At 32.4% G+C, this 18679-nt stretch carries 14 protein-coding genes; 7 read left to right on the forward strand and 7 right to left on the reverse strand.

The window, feature by feature from the left end; all coding sequences use genetic code 11:
• Positions 1-24: 24 nt before the first annotated feature.
• The 6 genes from leuB to acs all read left to right on the forward strand — a co-directional run bounded on the left by leuB (position 25) and on the right by acs (position 9004).
• On the forward strand, positions 25-1143 hold the full coding sequence (leuB, locus tag ACFPTQ_RS09815; RefSeq protein WP_379776954.1) for a 3-isopropylmalate dehydrogenase: 1119 nt from the start codon (positions 25-27) through the stop codon (positions 1141-1143).
• A 269-nt stretch (positions 1144-1412) separates the two neighbouring features.
• Positions 1413-3086: a dihydroxy-acid dehydratase gene (ilvD, locus tag ACFPTQ_RS09820; protein ID WP_379776957.1), complete on the forward strand. Its 1674-nt coding sequence runs from the start codon at positions 1413-1415 to the stop codon at positions 3084-3086.
• A 49-nt stretch (positions 3087-3135) separates the two neighbouring features.
• Complete coding sequence (ilvB, locus tag ACFPTQ_RS09825; RefSeq protein ID WP_379776959.1) at positions 3136-4824, forward strand: biosynthetic-type acetolactate synthase large subunit; 1689 nt, start codon at positions 3136-3138, stop codon at positions 4822-4824.
• A 4-nt stretch (positions 4825-4828) separates the two neighbouring features.
• Entirely contained in the window at positions 4829-5359 is a 531-nt protein-coding gene (gene ilvN / locus ACFPTQ_RS09830) for an acetolactate synthase small subunit (protein WP_379776962.1), read from the forward strand.
• 15 nt (positions 5360-5374) lie between these two features.
• A complete protein-coding gene (gene ilvC, locus ACFPTQ_RS09835) occupies positions 5375-6847 on the forward strand; it encodes a ketol-acid reductoisomerase (protein WP_278035660.1) in 1473 nt (490 codons plus the stop codon).
• 249 nt (positions 6848-7096) lie between these two features.
• A complete protein-coding gene (gene acs / locus ACFPTQ_RS09840) occupies positions 7097-9004 on the forward strand; it encodes an acetate--CoA ligase (protein ID WP_379776965.1) in 1908 nt (635 codons plus the stop codon).
• A gap of 45 nt (positions 9005-9049) precedes the next feature.
• On the opposite strand, the gene ACFPTQ_RS09845 is transcribed toward acs, so the two are convergent.
• The 6 genes from ACFPTQ_RS09845 to ACFPTQ_RS09870 form a co-directional block, all read right to left on the reverse strand.
• Positions 9050-9649 (reverse strand): 3'-5' exonuclease, encoded by a 600-nt coding sequence (locus tag ACFPTQ_RS09845; RefSeq protein WP_379776966.1) that lies wholly within the window; start codon positions 9647-9649, stop codon positions 9050-9052.
• Between the two features lie 3 nt (positions 9650-9652).
• A complete protein-coding gene (locus ACFPTQ_RS09850) occupies positions 9653-11560 on the reverse strand; it encodes a DUF294 nucleotidyltransferase-like domain-containing protein (RefSeq protein WP_379776969.1) in 1908 nt (635 codons plus the stop codon).
• 487 nt (positions 11561-12047) lie between these two features.
• Positions 12048-13451, reverse strand: a complete 1404-nt coding sequence (gene fucP / locus ACFPTQ_RS09855) for an L-fucose:H+ symporter permease (protein ID WP_379776972.1) — start codon at positions 13449-13451, stop codon at positions 12048-12050.
• Positions 13452-13477: 26 nt separating this feature from the next.
• Positions 13478-14401: a carbohydrate kinase family protein gene (locus ACFPTQ_RS09860; protein WP_379776975.1), complete on the reverse strand. Its 924-nt coding sequence runs from the start codon at positions 14399-14401 to the stop codon at positions 13478-13480.
• Between the two features lie 23 nt (positions 14402-14424).
• Entirely contained in the window at positions 14425-15288 is an 864-nt protein-coding gene (locus ACFPTQ_RS09865) for a sugar phosphate isomerase/epimerase family protein (RefSeq protein WP_379776978.1), read from the reverse strand.
• 76 nt (positions 15289-15364) lie between these two features.
• Complete coding sequence (locus ACFPTQ_RS09870; protein WP_379776981.1) at positions 15365-16699, reverse strand: carbohydrate porin; 1335 nt, start codon at positions 16697-16699, stop codon at positions 15365-15367.
• 385 nt (positions 16700-17084) lie between these two features.
• Between ACFPTQ_RS09870 and ACFPTQ_RS09875 the strand changes: the two genes are divergently transcribed.
• Positions 17085-17837: an NUDIX hydrolase gene (locus ACFPTQ_RS09875; RefSeq protein ID WP_379776984.1), complete on the forward strand. Its 753-nt coding sequence runs from the start codon at positions 17085-17087 to the stop codon at positions 17835-17837.
• Between the two features lie 176 nt (positions 17838-18013).
• On the opposite strand, the gene ACFPTQ_RS09880 is transcribed toward ACFPTQ_RS09875, so the two are convergent.
• Complete coding sequence (locus tag ACFPTQ_RS09880; protein WP_379776986.1) at positions 18014-18499, reverse strand: hypothetical protein; 486 nt, start codon at positions 18497-18499, stop codon at positions 18014-18016.
• Positions 18500-18679 lie beyond the last annotated feature (180 nt).

An 18679-nucleotide genomic window follows, 5' to 3' on the forward strand; every position in this document is an offset into this window, starting at 1 on the left:
AGCTTATTATTAAAAGATAAGATTATGAACTTAAAAATAGCTGTATTGTCTGGAGATGGAATTGGTCCTGAAGTAATTTTACAGGCCAAAAAGGCTTTGTATGCAGTAGGAGTAGTTTATGAACATGATTTTATTTTTGAGGATGCTCTTATTGGTGCAGTCGCTATAGATAAAACAGGTTCAGCATTACCAGAGCAAACGCTGAATTTATGTTTAAATACAGATGCTGTTTTATTAGGTGCTATTGGTGATCCAAAATACGATTCTGAAAGTGATTCTAAAAATAGTCCTGAGCAAGGTTTGTTGAAGCTTCGAAAAGAATTAGGATTATTTGCTAATATCAGACCTTTAAAACCTTTTAAAGGTTTATTAGATGTTTCTCCTCTTAAACGAGAAATTGTTGAAGGAGTCGATTTTGTGATTTTTAGAGAACTAACAGCTGGAATTTATTTTGGTGAGAAAAAACTAAATGAGGAAGGTACAATTGCTTCTGATCTTTGTGAATATACTGAAGATGAAATAACGAGAATTACTCATTTAGCATTTCAGTCGGCGCAAAAGAGAAGAAAGAAATTAACCTTGGTAGATATGGCTAATGTCTTAGAAACTTCTAGATTATGGAGAAAAGTTGTTAAAGCAATTAGTGTACAATATCCAGAAGTATCTCTTGATTTTCTTTTTGCAGACAATGCTGCAAAGCAAATTATTTCAAATCCAAAACAATTTGATGTTATATTGACAAGTAATTTATTTGGTGATATTTTATCTGATGAAGCAAGTGTAATTACAGGTTCAATAGGTGTTTTAGCCTCAACATCATTAGGAGAAAACAATGTTTTATTTGAACCAATTCATGGTTCTTATCCTCATGCAAAGGGCAGAAATATTGCAAACCCGTTTGGATCTATTCTTTCAGCAGCAATGTTGTTAGAACATTTTGGGTTGTTAGAAGAAGCAAAAAAAGTTTATGAAGGCGTAGAGAAAGCGATAGAGTTTAATGTTGTTACTATCGATTTGAATCCAGATTCAAAATTCGGAACCAATGAAGTAGGAGAATTTGTATCTAATTTTATTTTAAATAAAGATGACCTTATGTATTTTAATAATGATAATGTGCATTTAGGCCAATCTACAATAGTTTAATAAAGAAAATGGTAAAAAATTGATATTATTGATAAGAAATTCTTAAAATTTTATTTTTTATTTTTTTAATATAAAGGTTTTTATACTTTTGTGTCATCAAAAAAAGAAAAGTGAAAAATTCAATTATTTTAGTTTCTGTCATTAATGTCATTGTTGTAACAACAAATGCATAAGGGAAGCTATTAATATAATTGAAAAAAAATATTAAATAACTCCCATAATTTGGGAGTTTTTTTTTGGTTTTAAATCAATAAATTTAAAAAGTTTAAATGGAATTGAATAATTATAGTAAAACAATCACACAGGATCAAACACAGCCGGCAGCTCAAGCGATGTTATACGGAATTGGTTTGACCGAAGAGGATTTGAAAAAAGCCCAAGTAGGTATAGTTAGTATGGGTTACGAAGGTAACACTTGCAACATGCATTTGAATGATCTTGCTAAAGAAGTTAAGCAAGGTGTTTGGGATGCCGACTTAGTGGGATTGATATTCAATACTATTGGTGTAAGTGATGGTATTTCTAATGGTACTGATGGAATGCGTTTTTCGTTAGTTTCTCGTGATGTTATTGCTGATTCGATAGAAACAGTAATGGGAGCACAATGGTACGACAGTATGATTGCTATTCCTGGATGTGATAAAAATATGCCTGGAGCAGTAATGGCAATGGGAAGAGTAAATCGTCCAGCTATTATGGTTTATGGAGGAACAATACACTCTGGAAAATGGAAAGGTGAATCTTTAAATATTGTTTCGGCATTTGAAGCTTTAGGTAAAAAACTAAACAATACCATTACTCCAGAAGATTTTAAGGGGGTAATTCAAAATTCTTGTCCAGGAGCTGGAGCTTGTGGAGGAATGTATACTGCTAATACTATGGCTTCGGCTATTGAAGCTTTAGGGATGAGCTTACCTTATAGTTCATCTAATCCAGCATTAAGTCCGGAAAAAAGACAAGAGTGCGCAGCTGCTGGTAAAGCTATTCGAATTTTATTAGAAAAAGACATAAAGCCAAGAGATATTATGACTCGTAAGGCTTTTGAGAATGCAATTACTATAGTTGCTGTTCTAGGAGGTTCGACCAACGCTGTAATGCACTTAATTGCAATGGCTCATTCGGTTGATGTAGAAATTACATTAGATGATTTCCAAGCAATCAATGATAGAACACCTGTACTTGCAGATTTAAAACCAAGTGGAAAATACATGATGGAAGACCTACATGCAGTAGGAGGGGTTCCAGCTGTTATGAAATATTTATTGAAAGAAGGATATCTTCACGGTGATTGTTTAACTGTTACAGGAAAAACATTAGCCGAAAATTTAGAATCTATTCCGGATTTACAAGATGGTCAGGAAGTAGTTTATGAAATTCACAAGGCTTTAAAACCTACAGGAAATATACAAGTTTTATACGGAAATCTAGCTTCAGAAGGTTGTGTGGCAAAAATTAGTGGAAAAGAAGGTGAATTTTTTGAAGGAACTGCAGTTGTTTTTGAAAGTGAATTTGAAGTGATTCCTGGAATTGCAAAAGGAATGGTAAAACCAGGTAATGTCGTCGTCATCAGGTATTGTGGACCAAAAGGTGGTCCAGGGATGCCAGAAATGCTAAAGCCAACTTCAGCGATTATTGGTGCTGGATTAGGAAATAGTGTTGCTCTAATTACAGATGGTAGATTCTCTGGAGGTTCACATGGTTTCGTGGTTGGTCACGTTACACCAGAGGCATATGATGGAGGAGCGATTGCTTTAGTTGAAAACGGGGATGTAATTACAATTGATGCTGTAAAAAACACGATTGATTTAAAAATTTCAGAAGAAGAATTTGCTAAAAGAAAAGCAAATTGGACACAACCACCATTAAAAGCCTCAAAAGGAGTTTTATATAAGTACGCAAAAACTGTTTCAAGCGCTTCAAAGGGTTGTGTAACAGATAAATAATAGATGATTTTTATTGGCTAAAATTATCAAAAAATAAAAAAAATAAAAAATGAAAATATCAGGAGCAGAAGCAGTTATCAGATGCTTATTAGCTGAAGGAGTAGATTTGGTTTATGGTTATCCAGGAGGAGCTATCATGCCAGTTTATGACGAATTATATAAATTTCAAGATCAATTGCACCATGTATTGGTTCGTCACGAACAAGGTGCAGCTCATGCAGCACAAGGTTTTGCAAGAGCGACAGGAAAAGTAGGAGTAGCTATCGCAACTTCTGGACCGGGAGCAACAAACTTAGTTACAGGTATTGCAGATGCTCAAATCGATTCCACTCCTATGGTATGTATTACAGGGCAAGTTGGAAAACATTTATTAGGATCAGATGCATTTCAAGAAACAGATATTATTGGAATTTCAACTCCAGTAACGAAATGGAATTATCAAATTACTGAGGCTGATGAAATCCCTGAGATTATGGCAAAGGCATTTTATATCGCTCGTTCTGGTCGTCCAGGTCCAGTATTAGTAGATATCACTAAAAATGCTCAATTTGATACTTTAGATTTTAGTTATAAAAAATGCACTGATATCAGAAGTTACCACCCGAAACCAGTTTTAAAATTAGACAAGGTTAAGGAAGCAGCTAATTTGATTAATAACGCAAAAAAACCAATGATTGTTTTTGGTCAGGGTGTAATTTTAAGTAAGGCTGAAGAAGAATTAAAAGCATTTATTGAAAAATCAGGTATTCCTGCTGCTTGGACTATTTTAGGACTTTCGGCTTTACCAACAGATCATGAATTAAATGTTGGAATGGTTGGAATGCATGGTAATTACGGTCCAAATATTTTGACTAACGAATGCGATGTTTTAATTGCATTAGGAATGCGTTTTGATGACCGTGTGACAGGAAATTTAGCCACTTATGCCAAACAAGCTAAGGTTGTACATTTCGAAATTGACTCAGCAGAAATTGACAAAAATGTTAAAACTGATGTTGCTGTTTTAGCTGATTTAAAAGAGGCCTTGACAGCATTATTACCTCATATTGAGAAAAATTCCCATGAAGAATGGCATAATGAATTCAAAAAGAAATACGAAATTGAATTAGAAGCGGTAATCAACGAAGAGTTAGCTCCAACCAATGGAAAAGGAATTTCTATGGGTGAAACTATTGAAATGATCAATAAACATTCAAATGGAGATGCTATTATGGTTTCTGATGTAGGTCAGCACCAAATGTTTACTTGTCGTTATGCAAAATTCAATCAAACGAAAAGCAACGTAACTTCGGGTGGATTAGGAACAATGGGATTTGCATTGCCAGCTGCAATTGGTGCTAAAATGGGTAGACCTGACCGCGAAGTAGTAGCGATCATTGGTGATGGTGGTTTCCAAATGAATATTCAAGAATTAGGAACAATTCATCAAACTAAGGTACCAGTAAAAATTGTGGTATTAAACAATGAGTTTTTAGGAATGGTTAGACAATGGCAGGAATTGTTTTTTGATTACAGATATGCATCAACGGTAATGATTAATCCAAATTTCTGTGCTATTGCAGAAGGATATTATATCAAAGCCCGAAAAGTAACTAAAAGAGAAGAATTAGATGAAGCAATTGCAGAAATGTTAGCTTCTAAAGATTCGTATTTCCTTGAAGTTATGGTTGAGAAAGAAAACAATGTATTCCCAATGATTCCAACAGGAGCTTCGGTTTCTGACATCCGATTAAGTTAATATTATGGAAGAAAATAAAACATTTACTATTTCTGTTTACACAGAAAATAACGTTGGCCTTTTAAATAGAATATCAGTTATATTCTTAAAGCGTCACATCAATATATTGAGTTTAAATGTATCAGAATCAGAAATCGAAAACGTTTCTAGATTTGTAATCGTTGTAGATACAACTGAAAAATGGGTACGTAATATTGTAGGTCAAATCGAAAAACAAATCGAAGTTATCAAAGCTTTTTATCATGTTGACGAAGAAACTATTTTCTTAGAAAGTGCTTTGTTTAAAATAGCTTCAAACTTATTATTTGACGAAAGACAAATTCAAAACATCATTAAAGAAAGTCATGCTGAAATTGTGACGGTATCAAGAGACTTTTTTGTGATATCAAAATTCGGAAGACGTCCAGAAATCGAAGAAATGTATGCTAAATTAAAACCATTTGGAATCATGCAATTTGTTCGCTCTGGAAGAATCTCAGTTTCCAAAGAAAAAATGGAAGTAACAAGTTTATTATTAGAAGAATTAAAATCATAAATTAAATATTAAAAAATGGCAAATTATTTCAATTCATTACCACTTAGATTACAATTAGAACAATTAGGCGTTTGCGAATTCATGGATCAATCAGAATTTGCTAATGGAATCGAAGCTTTAAAAGGTAAAAAAGTAGTTATCGTTGGTTGTGGTGCTCAAGGTTTAAATCAAGGTTTAAACATGAGAGATTCAGGTTTAGATATTTCTTATGCTTTACGTGCTGAAGCTATTGCTCAAAAAAGAGCTTCATTCATGAACGCTGCAGATAATGGTTTTAATGTGGGAACTTATGAAGAATTAATTCCAACTGCTGATTTAGTATGTAATCTTACTCCAGATAAGCAACATACAGCTGTAGTTACTGCTATTATGCCATTAATGAAACAAGGTGCTACATTAGCGTACTCTCATGGATTTAATATCGTTGAAGAAGGAATGCAAATTCGTAAAGACTTAACGGTTATTATGTGTGCTCCTAAATGTCCAGGTTCTGAAGTTCGTGAAGAGTACAAAAGAGGATTTGGTGTACCAACACTTATCGCTGTTCACCCTGAAAATGATCCAAACGGAGTAGGTTTAGATCAAGCTAAAGCTTATGCGGTAGCAACAGGAGGTCACAGAGCAGGAGTTTTACGTTCTTCTTTCGTAGCTGAAGTAAAGTCAGATTTAATGGGAGAGCAAACAATCCTTTGTGGTTTATTACAAACAGGTTCTATCTTGTGTTTTGACAAAATGGTAGCTGAAGGAATTGAGCCAGGATATGCTTCAAAATTAATTCAATACGGATGGGAAACTATCACTGAAGCTTTGAAACACGGAGGTATCACTAATATGATGGATAGATTGTCTAATCCAGCTAAAATCGCTGCGTTCAATGTTTCTGAAGAATTAAAAGATATCATGCGTCCATTATTCCAAAAGCATATGGATGATATTATTTCTGGTCACTTCTCTAAAACAATGATGGAGGACTGGGCTAATGATGATAAAAACTTATTGACTTGGAGAGCGGCTACAGGAGAAACTAATTTCGAAAAAACGCCTGCAGGTGATTATGAAATTTCTGAACAAGAATATTTTGATAATGGTGTATTAATGGTAGCAATGGTTAAAGCTGGTGTTGAATTAGCTTTCGAAGCAATGACTGATTCTGGTATCATCGAAGAGTCTGCTTATTATGAGTCATTACACGAAACGCCACTTATTGCTAATACTATTGCAAGAAAGAAATTATTCGAAATGAACCGTGTAATTTCTGACACTGCTGAGTACGGATGTTATTTATTTGACCACGCTTGTAAACCATTAATCGCTGATTACGTTAAAAATGCACCATCTAATTTGATTGGACGTCCATTCAATAACGGAAACAACGGTGTTGATAATAAAGAATTAATTGATGTGAATGATATCATCAGAAACCACCCTGTTGAAGAAGTAGGAGCTTGGTTGAGAGAATCTATGACAGCAATGAAAAAAATTGTATAATTACAATTATTGTTAATTCAAAAGGCGAAGTAAATTTTACTTCGCCTTTTTTGTTTCATTATATATTTAAGTTGAATTAAAAACAAATATTTTTTTTCTGTTTAATCTAATTTTATAATATTTTTGATTATTTTGCAAATTAGTTGTACAACTATTTCATTATATTAATTAAATAGTACCTATTAATACTATATTTTTTTATATGAATAGCGATAGATTTAATACATTTATAAAAAATACAAATAGAGAATGAGTTACTACAAAGTCGATAACCTAGAGCAATATTTCAAACATTATAATAAGTCAATTCGTGAACCTAGAAAATTTTGGGGAAAAATCGCTGAGGAAAATTTCACTTGGTACCAGCCTTGGGATAAAGTGGTAGAATTTGACATGGTAGAAGCAGACGTTCAATGGTTTGCAGGTGCTAAATTAAATGTTGTAAAAAATTGTATTGATAGACATCTCAATAAAAGGGGTGATAAAACGGCAATTATTTTTGAACCTAATAATCCAGAGGAAGAAGCACAACATATTACTTATAATGAATTACACCAAAGAGTGTGTAAAATGGCTAATGTATTACGTGAACAAGGAATCAAAAAAGGAGATCGAGTTTGTATCTATCTTCCGATGATTCCTGAACTAGCAGTTTCTATATTAGCTTGTGCACGAATTGGAGCAATACATTCTGTGGTTTTTGCCGGATTTTCTTCTAAAGCTTTAGCTACGAGAATTAACGATAGTGAAAGTAAAATGGTAATTACTTCTGATGGTGGTTATCGCGGTAATAAAACAATCGAATTAAAAGAGATTGTTGATGAAGCACTTGAAAAATGTGAATCAGTACGTACTGTATTAGTTGTTAAAAGAACAAACAGTGCTGTTAAAATGAAAGAAGGAAGAGATATTTGGTTGCAACCTTTATTAGATGAAGCTTCTGATAATAGTGTTGCCGAAATTATGGATGCTGAAGATCCTCTTTTTATTCTGTATACTTCCGGGTCTACTGGAAATCCAAAGGGGATGGTTCATACTAATGCAGGTTATATGGTTTTTACTGCCTATACTTTTAAAAATGTATTTGGGTATGAAGAAAATGATATTCACTGGTGTACTGCCGATATTGGTTGGATAACCGGTCATTCTTATATTTTATACGGACCGTTATTAAATGGAGCAACAACAGTTATTTTTGAAGGTGTGCCTTCTTATCCTGATTATAGTCGTTTTTGGCAAGTAATTGAAAAACATAAAGTTACTCAGTTTTATACGGCACCAACAGCTATTCGCGCATTGGCAAAAGAAAAATTAGAATATGTTCAAAAATTTCCTTTAAAAAGTTTGAAAGTTATTGGTTCTGTTGGTGAGCCAATTAATGAAGAAGCTTGGCACTGGTATAATGATCACGTAGGAGGGAAGAGATGTCCAGTAGTTGATACTTGGTGGCAAACTGAAACCGGAGGAATAATGATTTCACCTTTAGCATTTATTACGCCAACTAAACCAACCTATGCAACTTTTCCTTTACCAGGAATTCAAGCTGTTTTGATGGATGAAAAGCGAAATGAAATCGAAGGTAACCAAGTAGTGGGTAGTTTGTGTATTAAATTCCCTTGGCCAGGTATGGCTAGGACGATTTGGAATGATCACCAGCGTTATAAAGACACTTACTTTTCTAAATATCCTGGTAAATTTTTTACAGGAGACGGCGCGTTACGTGATGAAGTAGGCTATTACCGAATTACGGGCAGAGTAGATGATGTTATTATTGTTTCTGGACATAACTTAGGAACGGCTCCAATCGAAGATGCAATAAATGAGCATCCAGCCGTAGCCGAAAGTGCTGTGGTAGGATTTCCGCATGATGTTAAAGGAAATGCTTTATATGGTTATGTTATTTTAAAAGAAACAGGTGAAGTTAGAAAAAAAGAGAATTTATTTATTGAAATTAATCAATACATCACGGATCACGTAGGTCCAATTGCTAAATTAGACAAAATTCAATTTGTTTCTGGTTTACCAAAAACACGTTCTGGAAAAATTATGCGTCGCATTTTGAGAAAAATTGCTGAGGGTAATTTTGCCGACTACGGAGATACAACCACACTATTAAATCCTGAAATTATTGAAGAAATTCAAAGTGGAAGAAAATAAAATAATTTAAAAAAAAATAGCTGCTCTTTTGAAGCAGCTATTTTTTTATTTTAACCCCAATTTGTTTTTTAATTTTAAAAAAAGTAAGGCTATTTTATAAGCGTTTTCAGTCGCCGAATCACCTTCTATTTTCTTTATTTTATAAAAATCAGAAAGTTCATCAAGTGATAATTCTTTATCTTCTGTTATTTCATGCAATTTTCTGTGCATGATATCAATATCCAAAGCTTCGTTACGCAATCTACCAAAATCCATGCGTTCAAGAGTGGCGTTTATCCTCTCTACATCCGATTGAATATCGTGTCCTACAAGTATTCCATTACCCAAATATTCAACAAACGATTTTAAGGCTTCGGGTTCAGATAATTTGAGTAATCTACTTTCAATAATGTATTCGTTTGAAAGATGGTTGTCGTGTAAAAAACGATATTGCAATAAAATAGTTTCAAAACTATCCTTAATCATGATACTATCATTTTCAACTGCAAATGCACTAATAAAAGTAATTACATCTTTCTCAATAGAATCACCAGTTGTCTTTGTTGATAATACAACATAGCGCTTGGATTTTTTGGAGAATTTTGTCAAATATTCTTTCCAGAATTCGGGATAATCTTTATTTATATTTTTTAACCAGTCTAGCATAAATTAAGAGAATTGAGTCAATTGGAACTTATCTTTTATTAATTCTTCCAGTTCTTTCATTGGAATAAGAGCATTTTTTAGTTTTTCTCTATCAATTTTAGACAACTCTTCTAGATTAATATATTGTCCTGAATTTTCATTTTTCAAGCCTTCTAAAGTTCTAATTCGTGTTAAAAATAAATAGGCTTCTGCACAGTTCAAATATATTTCCGAATGTTTAGGATCAGCAATAGCTAATTGCTTGAATCGCATATAGGTATTGTTAATTCCTTTTATATCATAATTTAAAATTAAAAGACGAGCACTATCAATCAGTGGCATTAATGCTCTGGTTTTAATATCAAATTTATCTTTATGAATTCCTTCTTCTTCAACAATAAATTTTTTGAAGAAACTCAGAGCTGAATTTTTTCGTAAAGCTTCATTACCAAGAAAGTCAAAAAAGAGTGCGTTGTTAGTTGCATTTTCAAAAACAAAATTATTGATTGTTGTTTCAATTTTTTGTTCGCCAATTATTAGTTCGTAATCAAAGAAAATCCCACTCAATGTTTCTGTGTTTTCTTTTGTAGCATTCATCCAATTGTTAAACTGTTTAATCCAGTCGCTCAAGGATTTACACCATAACATATTGCTACCCATGTGCCCATGAATACAGGGTTCATAGCCGATTTTTTCTAAAGTAGTCGTTGTCTTTTTTCCTAACTTTAAAAAGTAATCTTTGACTTCAATGTATTTGTTTTGAGGTACATCTTCAAATACTAAAAAGCTATCTTGATCAGTTAATAAAAGCTGTTCTTTTCTTCCTTGACTACCAATACTTATCCATGCATAACGGGCAGGAGGAGAACCTAAATCTAATATAGACAACTCGACTGCACGTTTTAAAATTGCAAAATTAATTTCGCTAGCGATATTTGTAATATGTGTTAATGGAATGTTTTTTTGAATTGATGATTGAATCAAATTGGTTAGACGTTTTCGTATTTCTTTTAGTTCATTTGAAGATAACGAACGTTTAATTTCTTTGATTAATACACCTGGGTTACTTGCTTGGGCAGCAATTAAATCGTGTTCAGAAATAACTCCTTTTATTGTTGATTTATCGGTGCCATCAACAGTTACACACAAATGCGTAACATTGTGTTTTAGCATCAATAATTGAGCTTCTGCCAAAGAAACATTTTCAAGAACAGTAATCACTGGCGACGACATAATATTACTTACCGGAATTGTGACTGGGTATCTTCCTGTAGCAATTTTTGAAGCCAAATCAGCATGAGTAACAATGCCGATAGGACCATTTTTTTCAAAAATAATCACATTATTTTTTAATGATTCAGCCATCATTTGAGCCACTTCTTGAGCGGTATTGTCAGAAGTAGCCAAAAGGGGAGTTGTATTGTATGCTAAAGTTTGAAAAAATTGTGCTTCAGATTGTTTTTCAGCATAAAATCCACCATCAGAAACAATGTTACCTTTAGTAGAACGATCATCGGGTAAATTACTAGCGAAATTTTCCAAAAGAAAATTTAATACTTCGGCATTATTTGCCAATAACGGTTTGAATACAGAAATAGGAATAGCATATACTAAACTGTCTTCTCTCGCTTTTGTTGTTACTTTATAATTGTTTTTAGCAAAAAACGGTCTCAAACCAAAAATACTTCCTTCGTGGCATTTATCTATGATATTTTCTTCGGCATCAACAATTACAGAAATAGTAATAACACCCGAAGCTACCACATAAAAGCTATCGTGCAAAGGGTCATTAGTTTTAAACAAAACTTGTTTTTTTTCTAAACTGACCACACGAATATTGCTAGCAATTTCAGCTAATTCTTCAGAAGTAAGCTGATTAAAAGGGGCGTGTTCTTTTAAAAATTCAGCAATTTGTTCGGCAATTAAATTCATTTGATATAGATAAATTACATTTCAAAATTAGTAAATAAACCATTATGATATTTACATAATTTAGTAAATCTCTTTAATATTTTCGAACTATCTTTCTTTAATTTTTTTATTTCTTTTTCATGTTTATTAAACCTTATTTCAATTTATATATCATTGGATAATAATTCCATTTATTACATTATAATTAAATATATCTTCGGTAGTGGATGCAAATTTCATACATTTTCTATTTTACATAATATAAATTATAGTTCAAAATATATAACTCAAAAAAAATACTTCATTTACTGTTTTTTGATTATTTATTATTCGGTATAACCAACTTTAAAAAATGAAACATAATTAACGTCGAACCTTACTAAATAATACAACTTATTTACCAATTAATTTTTAATATAATATTGTAATTCTTTTTATTAATCTATTACTTTAAATAAAAAACCGATATAATTAAGTCTATATCGGTTTTTAGAATTAAAACTATTTGTTATTTCGAAGTTTTATAAGTTGAATATCCATATGAAGCCACAACTGCCAAACAAATTAAAGGTAAAATAAAAGAAAAGTTAACTTCAGGGATAAATCCTAAAAGCTGTAAATCTGAAAATCCTGAACCACCCCAATCTAAAATACTTCCTTGTAAAACTGGCATTAATGCGCCGCCAACAATTGCCATAACTAGTCCGGCTGAACCAATTTTAGCTTCGTCTCCCATATCTTTTAATGCAATTCCGTATATCGTTGGAAACATAATCGACATAAAAATGGAAATACAAACTAACGCAATTAATCCCGGAATTCCTTGTAAAACAATTGCTCCAGTTGCACAAAAAACACCACCAACACCAAAAATCATTAACATTTTTGAAGGATTAATATTCTTCATTAATGCGGTTCCTATCCACCGTCCTATTAAAAATAAAACCATTGCCGTAATATTATAATATGTTGCCGTTAATTCTAAACCAAAGGTTTTATTAATGTTGTCTACATATTGAAAAATAAAAGTCCAGCACATAATTTGTGCGCCAACATAAAAAGCCTGTGCTACAACACCGTATTTGTAATTTTTGTTAGCAAATAACTTTTTAAACGATTCTCTAATAGACATTTTATCTTCATGAGCTGTTTTCGGCATTTTGGCTAAACTAATAATAATCAGAATAATTAAAACAAAAAGTCCCAATCCGATATAAGGAACACTAATAACATCTAAATCATTTTCCCGAATTGCAGCTAATTCATTTGATGTTAAAGCTTTGAAAGTTTCTGGAGTATAATCATCTGATTTGATTTTGTCAATTACTAAAAATTGCGCGATGATTAATCCTGTTATTGCGCCAATTGGATTAAAAGCCTGAGCTAAATTCAAACGTTGTGTAGCGGTTTCTTTGTTTCCAAGGAATAAAATCAACGGATTAGAAGTGGTTTCTAAAAATGCCAATCCACATGTAATTACCCATAATGAAATTAAAAAAAACGTATAACTCTGATATTGTGCTGCCGGATAGAATAAAAAAGCACCAGTGGCATACAATAGCAATCCTAATATAATTCCTGATTTATAACTGTATTTTCTAATGAACAAAGCTGCCGGTAATGCCATAAAGAAATAACCAAAATAAAACGCAAATTGTACTAAGGAGGCTTGTGTATTGGAAAGTTCAGGCATTACTTTTTTGAAAGTAGAAACCATAGGGGTTGTCAAATCATTGGCAATTCCCCAAAGCGCAAATAATATGGTAATGATAATGAACTGAAAAACATACTCTTTACTGATTACGGGTATTTTTTTAGTTGTCTTTTTAATTGTATCAAATTTGCGAGAGCTAATTAGCTCCTGTTGGTGGAATTCATCACTGATTACTGATGTTTTTTCAAATTGTGTCATTGTTTTTTTTTTGGTTTGGTTATTAATTAAAGTAATTCATATTTAGAGATTTCGTGATTAAAACCACTCAAAAACTCTTCAATTTCTGAAGGCGAGATTACAGGGTTTGCTCCTTCATTTTGTGCTACAATTGCCCCTATTGCGCTAGCAAAATTGATGGCGTACTGTGGATCTTTTCCGCTAAGCAGCATTGTAATTAAGGAAGCCAAAAATGAATCTCCTGAGCCTACCGTGTCCACAACATTTACTTTGAATCCACAATTATGATAAAAAGTATCATTACAATACAAAACCGCCCCATGAGAACCAAGAGTAACACATACAATAGCGGTATTGGTTTCCTTTGCAATGAATTTTATATTTTGCTCTAACGATTTTTTATTCGAATGTAAGTCTTCGCAGATTTCATTCAATTCTTCATCGTTGAATTTTATAAAATCGGCAGCATACAATAATTCTAAAATGTTCTTTTTTGTATAATGTGGTGCTCTCAAATTCACATCAAATATTTTGTATTTGGCTACTTTCAAAAGTTCGTCCAATGTATTTCTTGACACCGAATCTCTGGAAGACAAACTGCCATAAACAAAAAAATCAGCTTCTGCAACGATAGTAGTACTCACATTAGAAGACTCAATTTTATCCCAAGCCGAAGGATAATGAATATCATAAGAAGCATTTCCTTTTTCATTCAAAATTACATTTACTATTCCTGTTGGGTAATTTTCTTTCACCTGAACAGCTTTAGTATTTATACCTACTCCATCTAAATAATTAGTCAGTTTTATGCCATTGCTATCGTTTCCAATCGCACTGATTATGGCAACATCAATACCTAGTGAATTCAATCTTGACGCAACATTTAGTGGCGCTCCTCCAATTTTTTTATGCTCAAGAAAAACATCAAAAAGGATTTCTCCAAAACACACTCCAGTTAGTTTCTTTTTCATTTTTTATCTTTTTTAGTTAGGTGTTATTTGTATTCTATTGGATTGTCATACCATTTTGCAACCATTTTTCTCATAAATAATAAACTGCCTTTGGCCAGCTCTTCCGAATTGTATTTAGAAGGTCTCCATAAAGAAGTTGCTCCAATTAATTCGGTTATTTCAGATGAAAAATTTTCAAGGACCAAGGGGCCTTGGTAATTAATTTCTGCCAAAGCTTTAAATAAATCATCCCAATGCACATTTCCTTCCCCGGTCATACCTCTATCGGATTCTGTGATATGTAGGTGATTTAAATTGTTTCCTGCACGAATAATAGGATTGTAGAAATTACGTTCTTCAATATTCATGTGAAAAGTATCTAAATGCAATCCGATGTTAGTTGTACTGATGTTGTCAATCATATTTAAAACTTCCTCAGCTGCTGTAAATACATAACTTTCGTAACGGTTGATTGGCTCGATTCCTAAGTTTATATTTCGTTCTTTAGCATAAGCTGCAACTTCGGTAAATACTTGTTGAACAATTAATTTTTCATTCTTAGTACAAGGATTTCCGGTAAATGTTCCAATGGCTGAATGTAAAACGCCTCCTAAAAAATCACCATTCATTTCGGCTACTTTATCCAATGCTGATTTAATGATTTTTATGGCCTGTTCCGGATGAAAAGGAATATGACAATCAGCAGGTAAATTGAGTGTACAACGAGCCGAAATTTCTACTGCATCTAATTGTTTTTTTACTTGTTTTGAATCGAAATCCAATGAAGTTGGTAAAAGAATTTCAAGCATATCAAAACCGTATTCGGCTGTTTTTTGTATTGCATATTGTCCTCCGTCAGCAGTCCAATTAGGTATAAATGATAAAATAGATGTTCCAAAAATTGGCATAACAATTTAATTTTTAATTTAAAAAATAATTCAAGTGATACATTATAAATGACTAATAATTAGATGATAATGATTTTTAAAAAAACCACCATTCTGTTTTAACCCCAATATAAGATCCCCAGCGTTTTTGATTGATTTGTAGAAAAGGAGAATAATTATGGTCTCTTGCGTAATCATTATATCTTGCTACAGTAGCAACTAATCGAATGTGGGGACGGCTCCAGGGATCACGTTGTCCTAACGGAACAATTGTAGGAGCCAATGAAAATTTCCACATACTGGCTTCGGGATTATCACCATCTTTTCTAATTGCATAATGCACTTCCTGAATTAGATGAAGCCAATTGGTTAGATAATAGAAATTTCTTAAACCAATAACAAAATCAGTTTTTCGATTATAGAGTTGGTTACCATTAAAATATTCATCCGTATTTGTACTTGATGATCCTCCTTTGCTTTGGGTAAAAACGCCATAACCGTTAATACTAAACTTATTCGAAAGATTCAGTAAAAAATGCTCGACTATTGTAAACGAATAAGCTTTTATATATTTTCCGTTTTCATCCGGAGCACCATAAGTTGCCCAGGTAAAGGTATTTCCGTTATCGCCTCCATTAGCAATTCCGGAACCGTAACGAACAGAAATCTGATTAAATGAACCCGGCTTCACTGTTCTAAATCGACTATTGTATTTAATTCCGGCCACCCAGCCATTATCAGAAGGAAAATCTTTAGAAGCTTCGGCTGAACTTTTAGAAACATAATGGAATTCACCTAAAAGTTTCATTACACTCTTATTCTTAAAATGAATACTATGCTCTCCTATCCAAACCATGCGCTGACGGATAGCAGGATTCGTTGCTCCAGAAACCGTAACTTCATAATTATATGGAAAAACTCCTGTAGAATCAGTTGATGCAGGCATCAGCATCGTTAATTCGGTGTTTTTATATTTTACACCAAAGCCCTGAGATGAATGATCGTCAAAGTAAAAATAATCACTAATGTGAATGTCGTCATATCTGCGAAAACGGGATCCTGCCCAGGCCGACCATTTACTCCCCAAAATATTAGTTGCTTCAACATAAGCTTCTGGAAGAATAAAAGTCAATCCGTTATTAGACCGACTGCTAACATTACCTACAAACTGACCGTTAGCAGAATACATTCCTAATCGCATTTGAAAAGTAACATTCGTACTGTCATTTCCAATGATTTTTGGAGTAAAATGAATCGCAGGTAAAATATCTACATAATCTATCTGTTCCATTCGTCCGCCCAGTGATCCCTGTCCGGATAAATTTAACGGTTTCCATTGATTTCCTTCTCCGTTTGGAGACAGTCCAACCCCTATCCTACCAGTTGTACCCATTGAAAAATTAGAATTAGTAATTACTACCTGAGCCTTCATGTTTATTACAAAACAGCAAAATAACAGTACCCCAACTTGTATTTTTATTTGACCACAAAGGCCAGTTTTGCAATTTGTTTTCATGGTTTTGAATTAGTTTAAAATGTATTTTTATTAAACGTCAATTAGACTATTGTTTTTCAAATGTATTATTTTAATTTTATACACAATAAAAAAATTATAATATTTTTACATTTTAATTAAAAATATAAACTAATTATTACACATAAACCAGTTAGTTTAAAGAATTTTAAATAAAAAGTATATAGAATAATTTAACGTCATTAATACGTTTAATAATATTTTTCAAACAAAACCAAAAGAAGGAATATTAAAATTTAATCGTTAAATTTGTGGCTTAATAAAACCAACTTAGCCAAAAAACATGAGTTTAATTCAAAACAAGAAAGCCGAAATAATTCCAAATATATCTGTTGACTGTGTCATTTTTGGATTTGATAACACAACAAAATCACTTAATGTATTGTTAATTGAACGTGTTTTGAAACTAGAAAACTCTGAAAATACAATTGTTAACGATTATGTTTTGAAAGGATTTCACACCTATGAAAACGAAACCATAGACGATACGGCTAATCGGGTTTTGAAAGAATTGACTGGTTTAGATAATTTATACAAAAAACAATTCAATGTTTTTGGTGATCCCAATCGTTTAAAGAATGAAAAAGATGTGATTTGGGCCAAAAACGAACATTTCAGCGAAAGAACCATCACTATTGCTTATTATATTTTATTACCAACAAATATGGTTCAATTAGAAAACCAATACAATCCGCAATGGTTTCCGGTAAATCAGCTGCCGGAATTGGGTTTTGACCATAAAAAAATCATTGCCGAAGCCTATGCTGATTTAAAAGAAGATGCCTTATCTAAACCCATTGTTTTTGAATTATTAGCAGATAAGTTCACTATTAAAGATCTTCAAGATGCTTACGAAGCCATATTGGGAGTTGAAATAGACAATAGGAATTTTAGACGAAAATTAATTACTAAAAAATACATCATCGCGTTAGATGAAAAACAAGTGGGCGTTTCTAAAAAACCGTCTCAATTGTATATGTTCAGTAAAGATGTGTATCAAAAAATCTATAAGGAGAGTTATTTGATTAATATTTAAATTTTCTTTTAACCACGGAGCTATCTGCCGACAGGCAGGTTGCACGGATTTTAAGGATTATTTTTGTCATTCCGTAGGAATCCTAACTATACTCAATATATTACAAATGCTTTGTTTTTCTTTTAAAAAGTAAGTTAGTGGTAGTTGCAAACGAGTGCCAGCGACAGTAAATTTAATTAGTGGAAGCGAATTGGACTTAGGAAAACTTTTTCTTCCGATAACTTCATATTAACAACTTTATTTAACTGTATTTTTTTATTTTCAACATTCAATAACATGGAAATTTTTATTTTGATATTCTCAGGTTTTACCTTATTCGTTTCAAAATTCCAACTGTAATTAAAGTATGCTTCAATGCTGTCATGAACTATTTTTAAGTGCTCTGGAAGTTTATTGAAAATTTTTGCTTTTCCATTCTTTTCTGTTACCCAATTATAGAAGCCATCAGTTGCATAAACTTGTTTAAGTTTTAGTTCTTGATTGTCAAAAGCTTCGATATTTGCAGATTCGATGATTATAGTTTGTATTAAGTTATTGAAGACAATATCAACTGATAAAGCTGAATCGTTTGGGGTTGCGAAAAGGTGCATCTTAAAATTGGAATTTTTAAGCAATTCTATGTTCTGTTTACCAACATTTTCGTAAGAATATCTTTTTTCCAAACCTGAAAAATATAGTAATGCAAAAGATAGTAGAATTACCAAAAACAGTATAAGTTTTTTCACAAAATGACTAATAATTCACAAATTAATACAACTTCAAAGTTGAAACATTTTTAATTATTTTAACTTTTTACCAAATATAACAACTTTACCCAAAGTAATCCATTTCTCATTACCAAA

The organism is Flavobacterium sp. GCM10022190, from assembly GCF_042656445.1.
Lineage (GTDB): Bacteria > Bacteroidota > Bacteroidia > Flavobacteriales > Flavobacteriaceae > Flavobacterium > Flavobacterium nitratireducens.